The organism is Rhizobacter sp. Root404, from assembly GCF_001425865.1.
GTDB lineage: Bacteria > Pseudomonadota > Gammaproteobacteria > Burkholderiales > Burkholderiaceae_C > LMDS01.
The window spans coordinates 153,658-169,415 of record NZ_LMDS01000001.1; the positions used below are offsets into that span (position 1 = coordinate 153,658).

Annotated in this window: 16 protein-coding genes; 10 read left to right on the plus strand and 6 right to left on the minus strand. The window is 68.5% G+C overall.

Annotation, left to right across the window (positions count from 1 at the left end; genetic code table 11):
- The first annotated feature begins 259 nt into the window (after positions 1–259).
- Genes ASC76_RS00775 through ASC76_RS00795 form a run of 5 tightly spaced genes read left to right on the plus strand, consistent with a single transcriptional unit; the run spans position 260 to position 4,848 of the window.
- Positions 260–1,123, plus strand: a complete 864-nt coding sequence (locus ASC76_RS00775; protein ID WP_056460977.1) for a branched-chain amino acid ABC transporter permease — start codon at positions 260–262, stop codon at positions 1,121–1,123.
- Between the two features lie 11 nt (positions 1,124–1,134).
- Positions 1,135–2,145: a branched-chain amino acid ABC transporter permease gene (locus ASC76_RS00780; protein ID WP_056462977.1), complete on the plus strand. Its 1,011-nt coding sequence runs from the start codon at positions 1,135–1,137 to the stop codon at positions 2,143–2,145.
- 4 nt (positions 2,146–2,149) lie between these two features.
- Positions 2,150–2,947, plus strand: coding sequence for an ABC transporter ATP-binding protein (locus ASC76_RS00785; protein WP_056462980.1), 798 nt, complete (start codon positions 2,150–2,152; stop codon positions 2,945–2,947).
- On the plus strand, positions 2,934–3,641 hold the full coding sequence (locus tag ASC76_RS00790; protein ID WP_056460980.1) for an ABC transporter ATP-binding protein: 708 nt from the start codon (positions 2,934–2,936) through the stop codon (positions 3,639–3,641). The genes ASC76_RS00785 and ASC76_RS00790 overlap by 14 nt, the downstream gene beginning before the upstream one ends.
- Positions 3,642–3,690: 49 nt before the next feature.
- Positions 3,691–4,848 (plus strand): ABC transporter substrate-binding protein, encoded by a 1,158-nt coding sequence (locus ASC76_RS00795; RefSeq protein ID WP_056460983.1) that lies wholly within the window; start codon positions 3,691–3,693, stop codon positions 4,846–4,848.
- Positions 4,849–4,911: 63 nt separating this feature from the next.
- On the opposite strand, the gene ASC76_RS00800 is transcribed toward ASC76_RS00795, so the two are convergent.
- Both ASC76_RS00800 and ASC76_RS00805 read right to left on the minus strand, forming a co-directional pair.
- The gene (locus ASC76_RS00800) at positions 4,912–5,892 is read right to left on the minus strand and encodes a tripartite tricarboxylate transporter substrate binding protein (protein WP_056460986.1); all 981 of its coding nucleotides are present in this window, start codon (positions 5,890–5,892) and stop codon (positions 4,912–4,914) included.
- Between the two features lie 51 nt (positions 5,893–5,943).
- The gene (locus tag ASC76_RS00805; RefSeq protein WP_056460989.1) at positions 5,944–7,650 is read right to left on the minus strand and encodes a long-chain fatty acid--CoA ligase; all 1,707 of its coding nucleotides are present in this window, start codon (positions 7,648–7,650) and stop codon (positions 5,944–5,946) included.
- Positions 7,651–7,745: 95 nt separating this feature from the next.
- Here ASC76_RS00805 and asd point away from each other — a divergent pair, with 95 nt between their 5' ends.
- Entirely contained in the window at positions 7,746–8,597 is an 852-nt protein-coding gene (gene asd / locus ASC76_RS00810; RefSeq protein ID WP_056460992.1) for an archaetidylserine decarboxylase, read from the plus strand.
- On the opposite strand, the gene ASC76_RS00815 is transcribed toward asd, so the two are convergent.
- Both ASC76_RS00815 and ASC76_RS00820 read right to left on the minus strand, forming a co-directional pair.
- On the minus strand, positions 8,582–9,004 hold the full coding sequence (locus ASC76_RS00815) for a DUF3037 domain-containing protein (protein ID WP_056460995.1): 423 nt from the start codon (positions 9,002–9,004) through the stop codon (positions 8,582–8,584). The two genes, asd and ASC76_RS00815, sit on opposite strands and share 16 nt — an antisense overlap.
- The gene (locus ASC76_RS00820) at positions 8,982–9,788 is read right to left on the minus strand and encodes a HipA family kinase (RefSeq protein ID WP_157615181.1); all 807 of its coding nucleotides are present in this window, start codon (positions 9,786–9,788) and stop codon (positions 8,982–8,984) included. The genes ASC76_RS00815 and ASC76_RS00820 overlap by 23 nt, the downstream gene beginning before the upstream one ends.
- A gap of 92 nt (positions 9,789–9,880) precedes the next feature.
- On the opposite strand from ASC76_RS00820, the gene ASC76_RS00825 reads away from it, so the two are divergent.
- The 4 genes from ASC76_RS00825 (at position 9,881) to htpG (ending at position 13,770) form a co-directional block, all read left to right on the plus strand.
- A complete protein-coding gene (locus tag ASC76_RS00825) occupies positions 9,881–10,951 on the plus strand; it encodes a flavodoxin family protein (RefSeq protein ID WP_056460998.1) in 1,071 nt (356 codons plus the stop codon).
- Between the two features lie 55 nt (positions 10,952–11,006).
- On the plus strand, positions 11,007–11,444 hold the full coding sequence (locus ASC76_RS00830) for an OsmC family protein (RefSeq protein WP_056461001.1): 438 nt from the start codon (positions 11,007–11,009) through the stop codon (positions 11,442–11,444).
- A 13-nt stretch (positions 11,445–11,457) separates the two neighbouring features.
- Positions 11,458–11,808, plus strand: coding sequence for a hypothetical protein (locus tag ASC76_RS00835; protein WP_056461003.1), 351 nt, complete (start codon positions 11,458–11,460; stop codon positions 11,806–11,808).
- Positions 11,809–11,889: 81 nt separating this feature from the next.
- Positions 11,890–13,770: a molecular chaperone HtpG gene (htpG, locus tag ASC76_RS00840; protein ID WP_056461006.1), complete on the plus strand. Its 1,881-nt coding sequence runs from the start codon at positions 11,890–11,892 to the stop codon at positions 13,768–13,770.
- A gap of 18 nt (positions 13,771–13,788) precedes the next feature.
- On the opposite strand, the gene ASC76_RS00845 is transcribed toward htpG, so the two are convergent.
- Positions 13,789–14,865, minus strand: a complete 1,077-nt coding sequence (locus tag ASC76_RS00845) for a serine/threonine protein kinase (RefSeq protein ID WP_056461009.1) — start codon at positions 14,863–14,865, stop codon at positions 13,789–13,791.
- Positions 14,866–14,899: 34 nt separating this feature from the next.
- The gene (locus ASC76_RS00850) at positions 14,900–15,736 is read right to left on the minus strand and encodes a DUF2726 domain-containing protein (RefSeq protein ID WP_056461012.1); all 837 of its coding nucleotides are present in this window, start codon (positions 15,734–15,736) and stop codon (positions 14,900–14,902) included.
- Positions 15,737–15,758 lie beyond the last annotated feature (22 nt).

Genomic DNA, 15,758 nt, shown 5'->3' on the forward strand with positions numbered 1-15,758 from the left:
TCGGTCAAGGCGGAATGATGCGCGCGATCGCGCGGCGTGCGCAGCGCCGCGTCACGAGGGTTGTCACGGAGCGGGCCTGTCACGTGCGCGACGCGGCGCACTGCAGGCTCGTGCGTGCGCCTGCGCAATGCGTCGGTGTTTGCCCTAGAAACGATCCGCAATGCCCTTGCTCTGCGGCTGGCGGCGTTGACGCTGCCGCGTGCGACCGCGAAGATCGCCGCGCTGCAACAAACGCGGATGCTCGCGAGATCCCACGACGATGGACCTTTTCCTGCAACAGGTGTTGAACGGGCTAACCCTCGGCGGCATCTACAGCCTGGTCGCGCTGGGCCTGACGCTGGTCTACGGCATCCTGCACGTCCCGAACTTCGCGCACGGCGCGTTCTACATGGCCGGCGCGTTCGTCTCGTTCCACCTGATGAAGGCCTTCGGCCTCAACTACTGGATCGCGATGATCGGCTCGGCCGCCTGCGTCGCGCTGCTCGCCACGCTGGCCGAGCGCCTGGTGTTCCATCCGCTGCGTCACGCCTCGGGTCTGCACCCGATGATCGCGGCGATCGGCGTGCTGCTGTTCCTCGAGGCCGGTGCGCAGGCGATCTGGGGCGCGGATTTCAACCGCATGCAGACGCCCTACACCGGCATCATCGACATCGGCGGCCTGACACTCCCCTCGCAACGCCTGCTGATCATCTGCGGCGCGTTCGCGCTGGTGGTCGCGCTGCAGCTGTTCCTGAAGAAGACGGTGATGGGCTCGACCATCATCGCGATGGCGCAGAACCGCGACGGCGCCTCGCTGGTCGGCATCGACGCGAACAAGGTCGCGATGCTCACCTTCGCGATCTCCGGCGCGCTGGCGGCGATCGCCGCGACGCTGTACGCGCCGATCAACCTCGTCTATCCGGCGATGGGCAATCTGGTGATCACCAAGGCCTTCGTGATCATCATCCTTGGCGGCATGGGCAGCGTGCCCGGGGCGATCGTCGGCGGGCTGATCATCGGCTTCGCCGAGAGCTTCGGCGCGTTCTACCTGTCGACCGACTACAAGGACATCGTCGCGTTCGCGCTGCTGGTGATCATCCTGTCGGTGCGCCCGCAGGGCATCTTCACGAAGGGCGCGCGGTGATGGGCGCGCTGATGAACGGCATTCAGGGCAAGTGGGGCTGGGCGCTGCTCGCCGCGCTCGGGCTGGTGTTCCCGCTGATCGCGAAGAACGACTACCACCTGACCGTGATGTCGACCGCCTACATCTTCGCGATCGCCACGATCGGGTTGAACCTGATCACCGGCTACACGGGCCAGTTCAACCTCGCGCACAGCGGGTTCATGGCGGTAGGCGCCTACACCGTCGGCATCCTGACGGTCGACCACCACTGGCCGTTCTGGGCGGCCTTCGCGCTGTCCGGGTTCACGGCCGCGGCGCTGGGCTTCTTCGTCGGCATCCTGTCGCTGCGGCTGCGCGGCCACTTCTTCTCGATCTTCACGATGTGCGTCGGCTACATCATGTTCCTGGTCATCGAGAAGTGGGAGAGCCTGACGCACGGCACCGTCGGCATCATCGGCATCCCGGCGCCGGGGCCGATCGCCGGCATCGCGTTCGACACGCCGCGCACGCTGTACTACCTGGTGTTCGTCTTCCTCGTGCTCGGGGTCTGGGTGATGAGCCGCATCGTCCGCTCGCTGCTGGGCCGCACCTTCGTCGCGATCCGCAACAGCGAGGAGCTGGCGGAATCGCTCGGCATCAACCTGATGCGCACCAAGCTGCTCGCGTTCATGCTCTCGGTCTTCTACGCCGGCATGGCGGGCGGGCTGTACGCGGGCTTCGTGCGCTTCCTCGGCCCCGGCGTCGCCGCGGTCGAGAACACCTTCGACATGACGATGCACATGCTGATCGGCGGCGCCGGCACGCTGCTCGGGCCGCTGCTGGGGGCGTTGTCGGTGCCGTGGCTGACGCAGTACCTGCAGTTCCTGCAGGAGTACCGGTTCATCGTGTTCGGGCCGATCCTGGTGCTGCTGGTGATCTTCCTGCCGCACGGTGTCGTCGGCACCTACCTGGGCTGGCGCGCGCGCCGGGCCGCGCACGCGCAGCCGGCCCCCGCGGCAACCCGCGCGGACGCCCCGATGCGCGAAGGGACGAGCCATGTCTGAGCCGATCCTCAAGGTCTCGAACCTGACCAAGCGCTTCGGCGGGCTGGCGGCGGTCAACGACGTCAGCACCGAGATCGAGACCGGCAAGGTCAACGCGATCATCGGTCCCAACGGCGCCGGCAAGACGACCTTCTTCAACCTGATCGGCGGCACGCACCGGGCCACCTCGGGCAGCATCGTCTTCAAGGGCCAGGACATCACGCAGCTGCGCACCGACCAGGTCGCGCAGCTCGGCATCTCGCGCACCTTCCAGAGCACCGCGCTGTTCGACATGGCGACCGTGCTCGACAACCTGATCGTCGGCCACCGGCTGCGCACCAAGTCGGGCCTGTGGGACGTGCTCGTCGGTACCGGCCGCCTGAAGGACGAGGAGCGCATCTGCCGCGAGAAGGCGCGCGACGCGCTCGACTTCGTCGGCCTGTCGCATGTCGCGCACCGGCTTGCCGGCGACATCTCGCAGGAGGAGCGCAAGCGGGTCGCGTTCGCGCTCGCGCTGTCCACCTCGCCGAGCCTGGTGATGCTGGACGAGCCCGCCGGCGGCGTGAACCCGGAAGAGACCGTGGGCCTCGCGACGCTGATCCGCAAGATGGTCGCCAGCGGCCTGACGGTGTGCCTGATCGAGCACAAGATGGACATGATCATGAGCCTGGCCGACAAGATCCTGGTGCTGAACTACGGCGAGAAGATCGCCGAGGGCACGCCGGCCCAGGTGCGCGCCGATCCGGCCGTGATCGACGCCTACCTCGGCGCCGACCATGCGGGCATCGATCACCTGGAGGCGGGCACCGATGCTCACGCTTGAGAACGTCTCGCTGAACTACGGCAGCTTCCGCGCGCTGAACGGCGTGACGCTGAATGCGAAGGAGGGCGAACTGGTCGTGCTGCTCGGTGCCAACGGCGCCGGCAAGAGCTCGATCTTCCTGACCACCAGCGGCATCCACAAGGCGGCGGGCGGCAGCATCCGGTTCCGCCAGACCGAGCTGGTCGGCATGAAGGCCTCGCAGATCGTCGCGACCGGCGTGGTGCAGTGCCCCGAGGGGCGCAAGCTGTTCCCGCAGATGTCGGTGCTGAAGAACCTGATGCTCGGCGCCTACGTGCACCGCGGCGACAAGGCCGGCAACCAGAAGATGCTCGACGAGGTGCTCGGCCTGTTCCCGATCCTCGCCGAGAAGAAGGACGACGCGGCCGGCTCGCTCAGCGGCGGCCAGCAGCAGATGGTCGCGATCGGCCGCGCGATGATGGGGCGGCCGAAGGCGCTGCTGCTCGACGAGCCTTCGCTCGGCCTCGCGCCGCTGGTCGTCAAGATGGTGTTCGAGGTGATCCAGCGCATCAACCGCGCCGGCACGACAGTGCTGCTCGCCGAGCAGAACGCGTTCGCGGCGCTGAAGATCGCGCACCGCGCCTACGTGATCGAGAGCGGTCGCATCGTGATGGAAGGCGACCCGCAGACCCTGCTCGACAACGACGCGGTGCGCAAGGCCTACATCGGCGCCTGACGCACCGCACCCGGTTTTGGTCCAGTCAACCCTGAAGGAGACAAGACAGATGAATCGATTCAACCGACTCGCCGCCGCCGTGGCGACCACGCTGGCGATCGCCGCGACGCCCGCATTCGCCCAGGAGGTCGTCAAGATCGGCTTCTCCGGCCCGCTTTCGGGGGGCGCCGCGCTCTACGGCAAGAACGTGCTCGACGGCATGAAGATGGCCGCCGACGAGGTCAACGCGGCCGGCTTCGAGGTGGCCGGCAAGAAGTACAAGCTCGAGATCGTCGCGCTCGACGACAAGTACAACCCGAGCGAGACCGCGATCAACGCGCAGCGCCTGGTGCAGGAGAGCAAGACCCCGGCGATCCTGGTGCCGCACTCGGGCGGCATCTACGCGCTGCAGACCAACAACGTCGCGCAGAAGTACCTGATCCTCGCGTACAGCAGCACGCCGCAGATCGCCGCGGCGAACAACAAGCTGACGCTGCGCATCCCGCCGGAGTTCACCAGCTACATCCAGCCGTTCATCAAGCATGCGATGGGCAAGTTCGGCAAGAACGTCGCGATCGCCGATGCCGACCACGACTACGCGAAAGCCTGGAACGCGGCCTTCAAGCCGGCGTGGGAAGCAGCCGGCGGCAAGATCGTCGCCGACAACCCGATGAGCTACAACAAGGCGACCGACTTCTACAGCGGCGTGAGCCGCGCGCTCGCCGGCAAGCCGGACGTGCTGTTCATCGGTGGTGCGTCGGAGCCGACCGGCCTGGTCGTCAAGCAGGCGCGCGAGCTCGGCTTCAAGGGCGGCTTCATCATCATCGACCAGGCCAAGATGGACGAGGTGCAGAAGGTCAGCGGCGGCTACGGCTCGCTCGAGGGCTCGATCGGTGTGCTGCCGGTCGTCGACGACAGCTCGGCCGACACCAAGGCCTACGTCGAGCGCTTCCACAAGCTGTACCCGGGCCGTGACCCGAGCTCCGAGGTGTCGCTGAACTACACCGCGGTGCACGTGACCGCGCTGGCGATGAAGCTGGCCGGCAGCGTGACCGATGCGGCCGCGATCCGGGCCCAGCTCGACAAGGCCTTCAAGACCATCCCGGGCAAGCTCAACCCCGGCGCGGTCGACGGCGTCGACGAGCGCGGCGGCTCGACCGCCGACCCGCGTGTCGCGGTGGTCGAGAACGGCAAGATCCGCGAGGTCAAGCTCAGCGCGATCAAGTAGGCGGATCGGCGGCCTGCAATGCAAAGCGGCCCCGCGGGGCCGCTTTTCTCATGGCGCTCCCAACTACTTCGCGGCGAGCCCGAGCCGCTCGATCAACTGCTTGTCCTTCGCGAACTGGTCCCGCGCCCACTTGGCGTAGTCGTCGCCGCTGCGGTACCAGAGGTCCTGGTTCAGCTGCGCCATCACCTCCATGTGCTTCGGGTCGTCCATCGCCTTGCGGAACGCGTCGTGCAGCGCCTTGACGACGGCCGGGTCCATGCCCTTCGGCCCGACGAGGCCGTACGGCGAGGTCGAGACGACGTTGTAGCCGAGGTCCTTCGCGGTCGGCACGTTCGGCCAGCGCTTGGTGCGCTGTTCGCCGAACGTGACGAGCAGGCGCATCTGGCCGCCATCGACGAACTTGTCCCAGCCGGTCGCGTCGCTCATGGCCATCACGTGGCCGCCGAGCAGCGCCTGGGTCAGGTCGGCGTTGCCCTTGAACGGCACGTGGGTCAGCTCGACCTTGGCGTTGCCGGCGAGCTCTTCCATCAGCAGGTGCGGCGAGGTGCCGATGCCGGTCGAGCCGTAGTCGATCTTGCCGGGCGCCTTGCGGGCCGCCTCGATGTACTCGTTGAAGGTCTTGTACGGCGAATCCGCGCGCACCGTGAAGCCGAAGGTGTAGCCGCTGACACCGATGATGAACGTGAAGTCCTTCAACGGGTCCCATTGCACCTTCTGCATGTGCGGCAGCCGCACCATGCCCATCGGGTACTGCGCGATCGTGTAGCCGTCGGGCTTGGCGGTCAGCGCCATCGAGCCGGGGCCGGTCGTGCCGCCGCCGCCGGGCTTGTTCTCGACGAGGATGTTCTGGCCCAGGTTCTTGCTGGCGATCTCGGCGAGCGCGCGCAGGTGCCGGTCGGTCGAGCCGCCGGCCGGCCATGGCACGATCAGCGTGATCGGCTTGCTCGGGAAGGCCTGCGCGTTCGCGCCGAACGGCGCGGCGAGCGCGGCGGCGCCGAGCAGCACGTGGCGGCGGCTGACGGTTGAGGCGAGGGGTGAAGTCATGGCGCGGGGTCTCCGTCGAGCGTGTTCTGGTGGTGGGGGTTCCGGTCGTGCTCAGGCGGCAGGATCGGGTTTCGCGAACTCCTGCTCCTGCAGCTCGCGCCACTGGACCTTACCGGAACCAGACTTGGGCAGCGAGGGGACAAACTCGACGATGCGCGGGCTCTTGTACGCGGCCATGTTCGCGTGCGCCCACTCGATCACCTGCTGCGCGGTGACCGCGTCGCGGTGCGAGTCCTTCAGCACCACGAGCGCCTTGACGGTCTCGCCGCGCTTGGCGTCGCGCGCACCGATCACGCAGGCCTCGAGGATTGCGGGGTGGTGGTACAGCAGGGCCTCGACCTCGGCCGGCCAGACCTTGTAGCCGCTCGCGTTGATCATCCGCTTCAGCCGGTCGACCATGAAGAAGTAGCCGTTCTCGTCGACCATCGCCAGGTCGCCGGTGCGCAGGAAGCGCCGGCCGTCGATCTCGATGAAGGCCTTGGCGGTGGCCTCGGCGTCGTTCCAGTAGCCGCGCATCACCTGCGGCGCGTCGACGACGACCTCGCCGGTCTCGCCGGGCGGCACCTCCTGCAGCGTGGCCGGGTCGATCACCCGGGCGTCGACATCGAACACCGGGATGCCCAGGCATTGCGGCTTCGGCCGGTGCATCGGGTTGATGTGCGTCGCGGCCATGGTCTCGCTCATGCCGTAGCCCTCGATGTAGTGCTGGCCGGTCAGCGCGAACAGCTTCGCCGCGACCGCGGCCGGCATCGCTGCGCCGCCGCCGCGCACCACCCGCAGGCTCGACAGGTCGTACTCGCCGAGGCGCGGGTTCGACAGGAAGTCGACCAGCATCGTCGTGATCGCCTGGAAGGTGTTGATGCGGTAGCGCTGGACGCACAGCGCGGCGGTGTCGCGGTCCCAGCGCGGCAGCACGACGATCGTGCCGCCCGCGTACAGCGGCCCGTTCATGCTGCCCGACAGGCCGGTGACGTGGAACAGCGGCAGCACGGTCAGGAACACCGAGTCCTGCGTGCGCTGGAACCAGTCGACACCGCCGACCAGCGTGCTCATCACGCTGCGGTGGGTGTGCATGCAGCCCTTCGGGTGGCCGGTGGTGCCGGACGTGTAGGGCATCACCGCCAGGTCGTCGGCGCCCTGGGTCAATGGGCCGGGGACACGGTCCAGTGCGAGCATGTCGCGCCACGCGACCGTCCCGTCGAAGCGGCGGATGCGCTCATCCACGAAGGGCGGCACGTTCAGGTCGGTCGGCTGCGTCAGGTAGTCGCTGTAGGTCGCGACGATCAGGTGCCGCAGGCCGCTGTCGCTGCCGGCCGCGCCGCCGACCAGCGGCTGCATCTGCTCGGCCAGGTCCTGCGGCACGAACGCGGTGGTGGCGCCGGTGTCGCGCACGTAATGACGCAACTCCTCGGTGCGGTTCATCGGGTTGACCGGCACGACGACCGCATTGGCGCGCAGGATCGCGTAGAACGCGATGATCCACTGCGGGCTGTTCTGCATGTACAGCAGTACGCGGTCGCCCGCCTGCACGCCGCAGTCGTGCTGCAGGTAGCCGGCGATGCGCTCGCACTCGGCGTGGAACGCCTTGAACGTGATCGGCGTGTCGTAGAAGACCAGGAACGGCTTGTCCGGGTAGCGCGTGGCCGAGACCTCGGCGTTGTAGAAGAGGTTGGTCGCCGGGATCGTCAGGTGGTGCGGCAGGGCCGGCGGCCAGTGCGCGAAATGGGCGGGGGCAGGGCGGGTCGAAGCGGCGGACATCGGGTGGTTCCTCGGGCGGTGCGGGCACTTTAGTCCAGCGCGTGCGGCGGGCCCGTCGATACAATCCCGCCCTCTGTCGCCCTCCAGCCGCCAACGTGTCCGACCGCCTGAAAGTGCTCCCGCAATACCTGCTGCCGAAGCAGGCATTGACCCGCTATGCCGGCTGGCGCGCCTCGCGCGAGTGGGGGGCGCGCACGACCAAGCTGATCGGCGGCTTCGTGACGAAGTACGGCGTCGACATGAGCGAGGCCGCCGACCCCGACATCGCCAGCTACAAGAGCTTCAACGATTTCTTCACCCGCGCGCTGAAGCCCGGCGCCCGGCCGCTCGCGCAGGCCGACCTGGTCTGCCCGGTCGACGGCGCGATCAGCCAGTTCGGCGACATCCGACGCGACCAGATCTTCCAGGCCAAGGGCCACGCGTACTCGACCACCGCGCTGGTCGGCGGCGACGCCGCGCTGGCCGCGCAGTTCGAGAACGGCCACTTCGCGACGCTGTACCTGAGCCCGAAGGACTATCACCGCATCCACATGCCGTGCGACGGCCGCCTGCTGCGAATGATCCACGTGCCGGGCGACCTCTTCTCGGTGAACCCGCTGACCGCGCGCGGCGTGCCGGGCCTGTTCGCGCGCAACGAACGGGTGGTGTGCGTGTTCGAGTCGGCGCGCGGTCCGTTCGTGCTGACGCTGGTCGGCGCGACGATCGTCGGCAGCATGGCGACGGTGTGGCACGGCGTCGTCAACCAGAAGCGGGTCGCCGGCGTGCGCGAATGGCGTTACGACGACCAGCAGGTCGTGCTGAAGCGGGGCGACGAGATGGGCCGCTTCCTGCTCGGCTCGACGGTCGTGATGCTGTTCCCGACCGGTGCGCTGCGCTTCAACCCGGCCTGGGCACCGGCGCGGCCGATCCGCCTCGGCGAGGCGATGGCGGACTACGTCGACGCCTGATCCGGCGACGTCGCGGCCGCGGGCGGCCGCACCATCTTGCGCATCAGCTGATCGAGCATCAGGCCCGGCGTCTCGCAGCGACCGGTGTGCACCGGCGAGGTCTGGATGCTCGAACTGCGCGGCGCCACGAGCCAGTGGAAGCGCTCGCGCACCGAGAGCTTTCCGAGCGGCCCCGCCGCGTCACCGCCGGCGCAGATCACCGGGATCGCCGCCAGCGCCGCGCGGATGCCAACGAGGTCGGCATTCGGGTCGAGCGCGAGCAGGCGCGATTCGTCCAACTCGATCGCGGCCTGCAGCGAGCCCTGTTCCGCGCACGAGACGATCACGCCGGCATTGACGAACTCGCCGCGCTCGACGCGCGGGACCACACGCACGATTGCGTAGTCATACGTGCAGGGCTTGGGCACGGACGGCCTCCTCGAAGAATGCGCGCGGCGCGGCCAGGCGTTCGGTCAGGAACTGCGAATACGCAGCGCGGTGCGCCGCCTTTCTCGCGAACGAGGTCTCGTCCTCGAGCCAGGTGTCGGGGATCAGCGCGACCACCTCGGCAATGCGCGCCGGCGTGATCCACTGCGTCATCCACGCGTCGGCCGCTTCGAGCCCGGTCGCGAATGGCAGCAGCACGTGGTCCTTGATCAACGCGAACGGGGCGTTGGCACGCGCCATGACGTCGCGCCAGTCGTGGTGGAAGTAGAGCGCCGCGCCATGGTCGATCAGCCAGAGCCGGCCGTGCCACACCAGCATGTTGGTGTTGCGCGCGGTGCGGTCGAGGTTGCTGACGAAGGCGTCGAACCAGACGATGCGCGACGCGAGTTCTGCACTCGGCTGCATCGCCAGCGGGTCGAACGTGACCGAGCCGGGCAGGTAATCGAGCGCGAGGTTCAGGCCGCGTCCACCGGCGACGAGGTCGGCACTGGCGCGGATCAGGTCCTGGATTTCCGGGTCGGGCTCGGTGCGCGCGAGTTCGGGGTCGAGTTCGGCGAACACGATCTCGGGCACCGGCAGGCCGGCCGCGCGCGCGAGTTCGCCCGCGACCAGCTCGGCAATCAGGGCCCGCGGGCCCTGGCCGGCGCCGCGGAACTTGAGCACATACAGCCCGTCGTCGTCGGCCTCGATCACGGCCGGCAGCGAGCCCCCCTCGCGCAGCGGCGTGACGTAGCGGGTGGCGGTGACGGTGCGCAGCGGCGGCATGCGCGCATTCTGCTGCACTGTAGGACGCAGCCAGCGCCGCGACGGGGCGGCTTCCGACTTCGGCCTTCGGCGCGGCTGCTGATACTGGGTCGATGACTGACATCCGCAAGGGCCAGGCGCCGGCCAAGCTGACGCGCGAGGCGTTCAGGGAGCGCTTCCACCGGAACTTCTATGACCCGGCGTACGGTCCCGAACGGGACGCGATCGATCGGCTCGAGGCGATCGCCTGGGAGGCGCTGGAACAGGGGCGCAAGGCGCCTGTCACGCAGCCGGCCGGCGAGGGCTTCAAGGACCCGGGCTACGAGGTGTCGGTCGAGTGGCTGGATACCCGGCAGCGGCTCAAGGCGGCCCAGCAGCGCTGGCAGGCGCCGGGGTCGCCCTCCCGCATCCTGCTGATCAACGGCAGCTCGCGCAACGACGCGACCTGCCCGGGCGAGATGTCGAAGACCTGGCGCCTCACCCAGCTGGCGCGGGAAGTGGTCGAAGGCGCGGGCGTTCAGGCCGACGTGCTCGACCTGAGCCTCGTGACGTCGGAGTACGGGCGCCAGATCCACCCCTGCAAGGGGTGCGTCTCGACCGCGATGCCGCTGTGTCACTGGCCGTGCAGCTGCTACCCGAACCACTCGCTCGGCCAGGCCCACGACTGGATGGCCGAGATCTACGAGCGCTGGGTCGACGCCCACGCGGTCATCATCCTCGCGCCGACCTACTGGTACCAATCGCCCAGCCCGCTGAAGCTGATGATCGACCGCCTGGTCTGCGCCGACGGCGGCAACCCGGACCCGACCTCGACCCACGGCAAGAAGGCCGCCCAGGCGAAGCAGATCGAGGCGGGCGGGTGGGACTATCCGAAGCACGTGGCCGGTCGCGCCTACGGCGTCGTCGTCCATGGCGACGTCGCCGGCGTCGAGGCGCAGCGCCGCAACCTCACCGACTGGTTGGACTGGATGGGCCTGATCGACGCCGGATCGAGCGCCAAGCTGGATCGTTACATCGGCTACTACGAACCGTACTACAACAGCCACGAGGCGCTCGATCGGGACGCCGCGGTGCAGGAAGAGACCCGCAACGTCGCGCGGGCCGTCGTCGCGGCCGTGCAGGAACTGCGGGCCGGCCGCCTGTCGCCGCCCGACAGCCGACTCGAGCGGCCGCGCCCGAAGTGACGCCGGCGGGCCGCTGTCACACACACGTCACGAACCACCACCGAAAGGACACACCATGATCGAGAAGACAGCGACTGTTCACTGGGAAGGCGCCGGAAAGAAGGGCACCGGCCAGATCAGCACCGAGACCGGTGCGCTGAAGGCCTATCCGTATGGCTTCGCCAGCCGCTTCGAGGGCGACGTGAAGGGCACCAACCCCGAGGAGATCCTCGGTGCCGCGCACGCCGCCTGCTTCACGATGGCGTTCTCGTTCGCCTGCGACAAGGCCGGCATCGCGACCGGCACGGTCGACACCAAGGCGGCGGTTCGTCTGGCCAAGCAGGGTGAAGGCTTCGTGATCGACCGCATCGCATTGACGATGGAGGCCACGGTGCCGGGCATCGACGACGCGAAGTTCCAGGAGCTCGCCGCGGCCGCCAAGCGCGACTGCCCGTTGTCGAAGGCGCTCGCGAGCGTGCCCGAAATCACCTTGCAGGCGACTTTGAAGAACTGAGGGAGGCACGGCCATGACCACGACCCAAGCCGAGCGCCGCGCGCTGCTCGGCCGCACGATCCGCTGGCGGTTCAACGACGGCCCGGTCGCGGGCCAGACCTTCGAGCACACGTTCAGCACCGACGGCAGCGTGGTCTGGCGCAGTGTCGACGGCCAGGACCCGACTGAACTGCACCACGAGAAGTTCGGCGCCGTGGCGCCGGTCAGCGACGACGTGGTCGTGGTCTCGTACGTCTCGTCCGGCGGCTACACGCTGACGGTGGCACTGAACCTCGAGACCTCGCAGATGGTTGGCTTCGCCTCCGGCCACGACACCTGGGCGCAGCAGAAGGGAACGTTCGAGCTGCTGCCGGAGCCGGCATGACTTGAAAAGCGGGGTCCAAGGCCCAAAATCCCGGACTTCCCGGCGGCGCGGTGCCGTCTCGGGGCGTACCCCAGAAGAGCCATGGACAAACAGACGCTTTCCTTTCAGGCCGAGGTCAAGCAGATCCTGCACCTCGTCACGCACTCGCTCTACTCCAACAAGGAAATCTTCCTGCGCGAGCTGGTCTCGAACGCGTCCGACGCGTGCGACAAGCTGCGCTTCGAGGCGCTGAACCACCCGGCGCTGCTGGAAGACCAGCCGAACCTCGACGTGCGCGTGGCGTTCGACGCCGAGGCGAAGACGATCACCATCACCGACAACGGCATCGGCCTGTCCCAGGAGGAGGCGATCGCCAACCTCGGCACGATCGCCAAGAGCGGCACGCGCGAGTTCATGTCGGCGCTGGAAGGCGACCAGAAGAAGGACGCGCAGCTGATCGGCCAGTTCGGGGTCGGCTTCTACAGCGGCTTCATCGTCGCCGACCGCATCACCGTCGAGTCGCGCCGCGCCGGGCTGCCGCCCGAGGATGGCGTGCGCTGGTCGTCCCAGGGCAGCGGCGACTTCGAGGTCGAGACGATCACCCGTCCGGCGCGCGGCACCACCGTGACGCTGCACCTGCGCGACGGCGAGGAGGAGTTCCTCAACGGCTGGAAGCTGAAGTCGATCATCGGCAAGTACTCCGACCACATCTCGCTGCCGATCCTGATGCAGAAGGAGGAGTGGGACGCCGAGGCCTCCAAGCAGGTCACGAAGGACGAGTGGGCGCCGGTCAACAAGGCGGCCGCGCTGTGGACGCGCAGCAAGAACGACATCACGCCCGAGCAATACACCGAGTTCTACAAGCAGATCAGCTACGACACCGAAGCGCCGCTGGCCTACACCCACAACCGGGTCGAGGGCCGCAGCGAGTACACGCAGCTGCTGTACGTGCCGGCCAAGGCGCCGTTCGACCTGTGGAACCGCGACAAGCGCGGCGGCGTCAAGCTCTACGTCAAGCGCGTCTTCATCATGGACGACGCCGAGGCGCTGATGCCGGTCTACCTGCGCTTCGTCAAGGGCGTGATCGACAGCGCTGACCTGCCGCTGAACGTGAGCCGCGAGCTGCTGCAGGAGAGCCGCGACGTGAAGGCGATCCGCGAGGGCTCGACCAAGCGCGTGCTGGGCATGCTCGAAGGCCTGGCCGACAGCGAGGACGTCGCCGAGAAGGCCAAGTACGCCGCGTTCTGGAAGGACTTCGGCGTCGTGCTGAAGGAAGGCGTCGGCGAGGACCACGCGAACCAGGAGCGGCTGGTCAAGCTGCTGCGCTTCGCATCGACGCACGCCGACGAGGGCGTGTCGTTCACCGACTACGTGGCGCGCATGAAGGAGGGGCAGGAGGCCGTCTACTACATCACCGCCGACAGCCTGGCCGCCGCCAAGAGCAGCCCGCAGCTCGAGATCTTCCGCAAGAAGGGCATCGAGGTGCTGCTGCTGACCGACCGGGTCGACGAGTGGATGCTGAGCCACCTGTACGAGTTCGACGGCAAGCCGCTGCAGAGCGTCGCGAAGGGCTCGGTCGACCTCGGCAAGCTGCAGGACGAGGCCGAGAAGAAGCAGGCCGAGGAGGCCGCGACCGCGTTCAAGCCGGTGCTCGACCGGCTGAAGGAGACGCTGAAGGACCGGGCCAAGGACGTGCGGGTCACGACGCGCCTGGTCGATTCGCCGGCCTGCCTGGTCGTCGAGGAAGGGGACATGAGCGGCCACCTTGCGCGGCTGCTGAAGCAGGCCGGGCAGAGCGCGCCGAAGTCGCTACCGACGCTCGAGGTCAATGCCGAGCACGCGCTGGTCAAGCGCCTGGACAGCAGCGCGCACTTCGATGATCTGGCGAACATCCTGTTCGACCAGGCGCTGCTGGCCGAGGGCGGGCAGCTCGACGACCCGGCCGCCTACGTGCGGCGGGTCAACGCGTTGCTGGTCGCCTGATCGGCCGCGAAGTCGGGGCTACTGGCCGCCCAGCGGCGGCTCGCCCATCGCGTCGATCTGCTGACGCAGGCGGGTCGTCTGCTCGGCCCAGTATTTCGGGCTGTCGAACCACGGGAACGCGATCGGGAACGCCGGATCGTTCCAGCGCCGCGCGATCCACGCGCTGTGGTGGATCATCCGCAGCGTGCGCAGCGGTTCGACCAGGCGCAGCTCACGCCAGTCGAAGTCCATGAAGGCCTCGTAGCCCTCGAGCACGGCGGCGAGCTGGCGCGTCATCGCGCCGCGCTCGCCGGACAGCAGCATCCAGAGGTCCTGGGTTGCCGGGCCCATCACCGCGTCGTCCAGGTCGACGAAGTGCGGACCGTCGGCGGCCCACAGCACGTTGCCGAGGTGGCAGTCGCCGTGCAGGCGCAGCGTGCGGGTCGCCGGGCCGCCGAAGGCCTCGGCGATTGCCGCGAGCGCCTCGTCGGTGGCCTGTCGCCAGCCGGTTTCTGCATCCGGTGGAATGATGTTCTGGCTCAGCAGCCAGTCGCGGTTATCGGTGCCGAAGGTGGTCGGGTCCAGCGTCACCCGATGCACGAACGGCTTCAGCGCGCCGACCGCATGCATCCGACCGATGAAGCGGCCGATCCATTCGAGCGTGCCGTCGTCTTCCAGCTCGGGCGCACGACCCGCGAGCTTCTCGCTGACGCTGAAGCGGTAGGCGCCGCGGGCCGTCTCGATCTGCGCGAGCGTGGCGCCGGAGAGCCCGACCCGGTCGGCGAGGCGCGCGCCGGCATCGATCGCGAGCGGCCAGACCGCGGCGACCGGGATCTCCGCCGCAGCGAGTTCGTTGGCGAACGCATGTTCCTCCAGGATCTGCGCATCGCTCCAGCGCTGCGGCCGGTAGAACTTGGTGACGACGACCCGCCCGTCCTCCAGGAACACCTGGAATACGCGGTTCTCGTACGAGTTGAGCTGGATCAGCCGGCCGTCGCCGCGCAGGCCGACGGCATCGAGTGCGTCGAGGACGGTGTCGGGGTCGAGGCCGGCGAACGGGGTATCGGAGGGGCGGTCCGATGCGGCGGCGGGGGATTCGCGATCGGGCAGCGTCATGCGCGCATCGTACGCGCCGCCCCGCGCGGGCGCGTCAGCGCTGCGAGCCGCTCGAGTAGCGCGGGTTGTCGTCGACCACGCCGCCGAGTTCCTCGGTGTCCAGGCCCGTCAACGGATCGGGCCGGTCGTCGAGGCCGGCGAAGTTGCTCGGCTCGCTGCGCCGCGACGACGAGCGCAGTGGCTTCGGGCGCGGCATCGGTGCGAACTCGCTGTTGCTGAAGCCGTCGCGCGAGTCGGGCGCGAAGAACGAATCCTGGAACACGGTCGAGTCCTGCCAGAGCGCGGTGCGCTCGGCGCGCCGCGAGGCGACCGCGTGCGAGAGCGAGTCGCGCGCCTGGTGCAGGTTGGCAGGTGGCGCGGGCGCCGGCTGCGGGCCGCGCGATTGCGCGCTGCTGCTGGGCACGAGCAACTGCAGTTCGGCGACCGACGGCAACTGGTCGACAGGGCAACGCAGGTAGCGCACGCGGCAGGCGCTCAGCACCGATTGCTTGATCTGCATCACGCGGCGCGAATTGCCGCGGTCGGTATCGAGGTCGATTGCCGCAAGCACGCGGCCATTGGCGCTGCAGACCGCAAACGTCACGTGGCTGGTGCCCAGCAGGTCGAACCAGTAGCGGACCTCGTTCGGATCGGTCGGTTGGCAGAACCGCACCAGCGGCAGCTTCGACAGCACGATGTGGTGCGGGAGCGCTTCGCGCAACAGGCGGTAGACACGTCGTTCGTCGGTGGAGAACACCGGGCGCGGCGCCAGCGCCCACTCGGTAGGGAGTTCGGCCGATTTCTTCGGATTGCGTCGCAATGCCCACGCGACCAACACGATGGCCAGCAGCGCAAGGGCGGTGAGCGCAATGATCCAGGGGAGCATTTGCATGGCGGGCAGCGCGGTTCCGCGG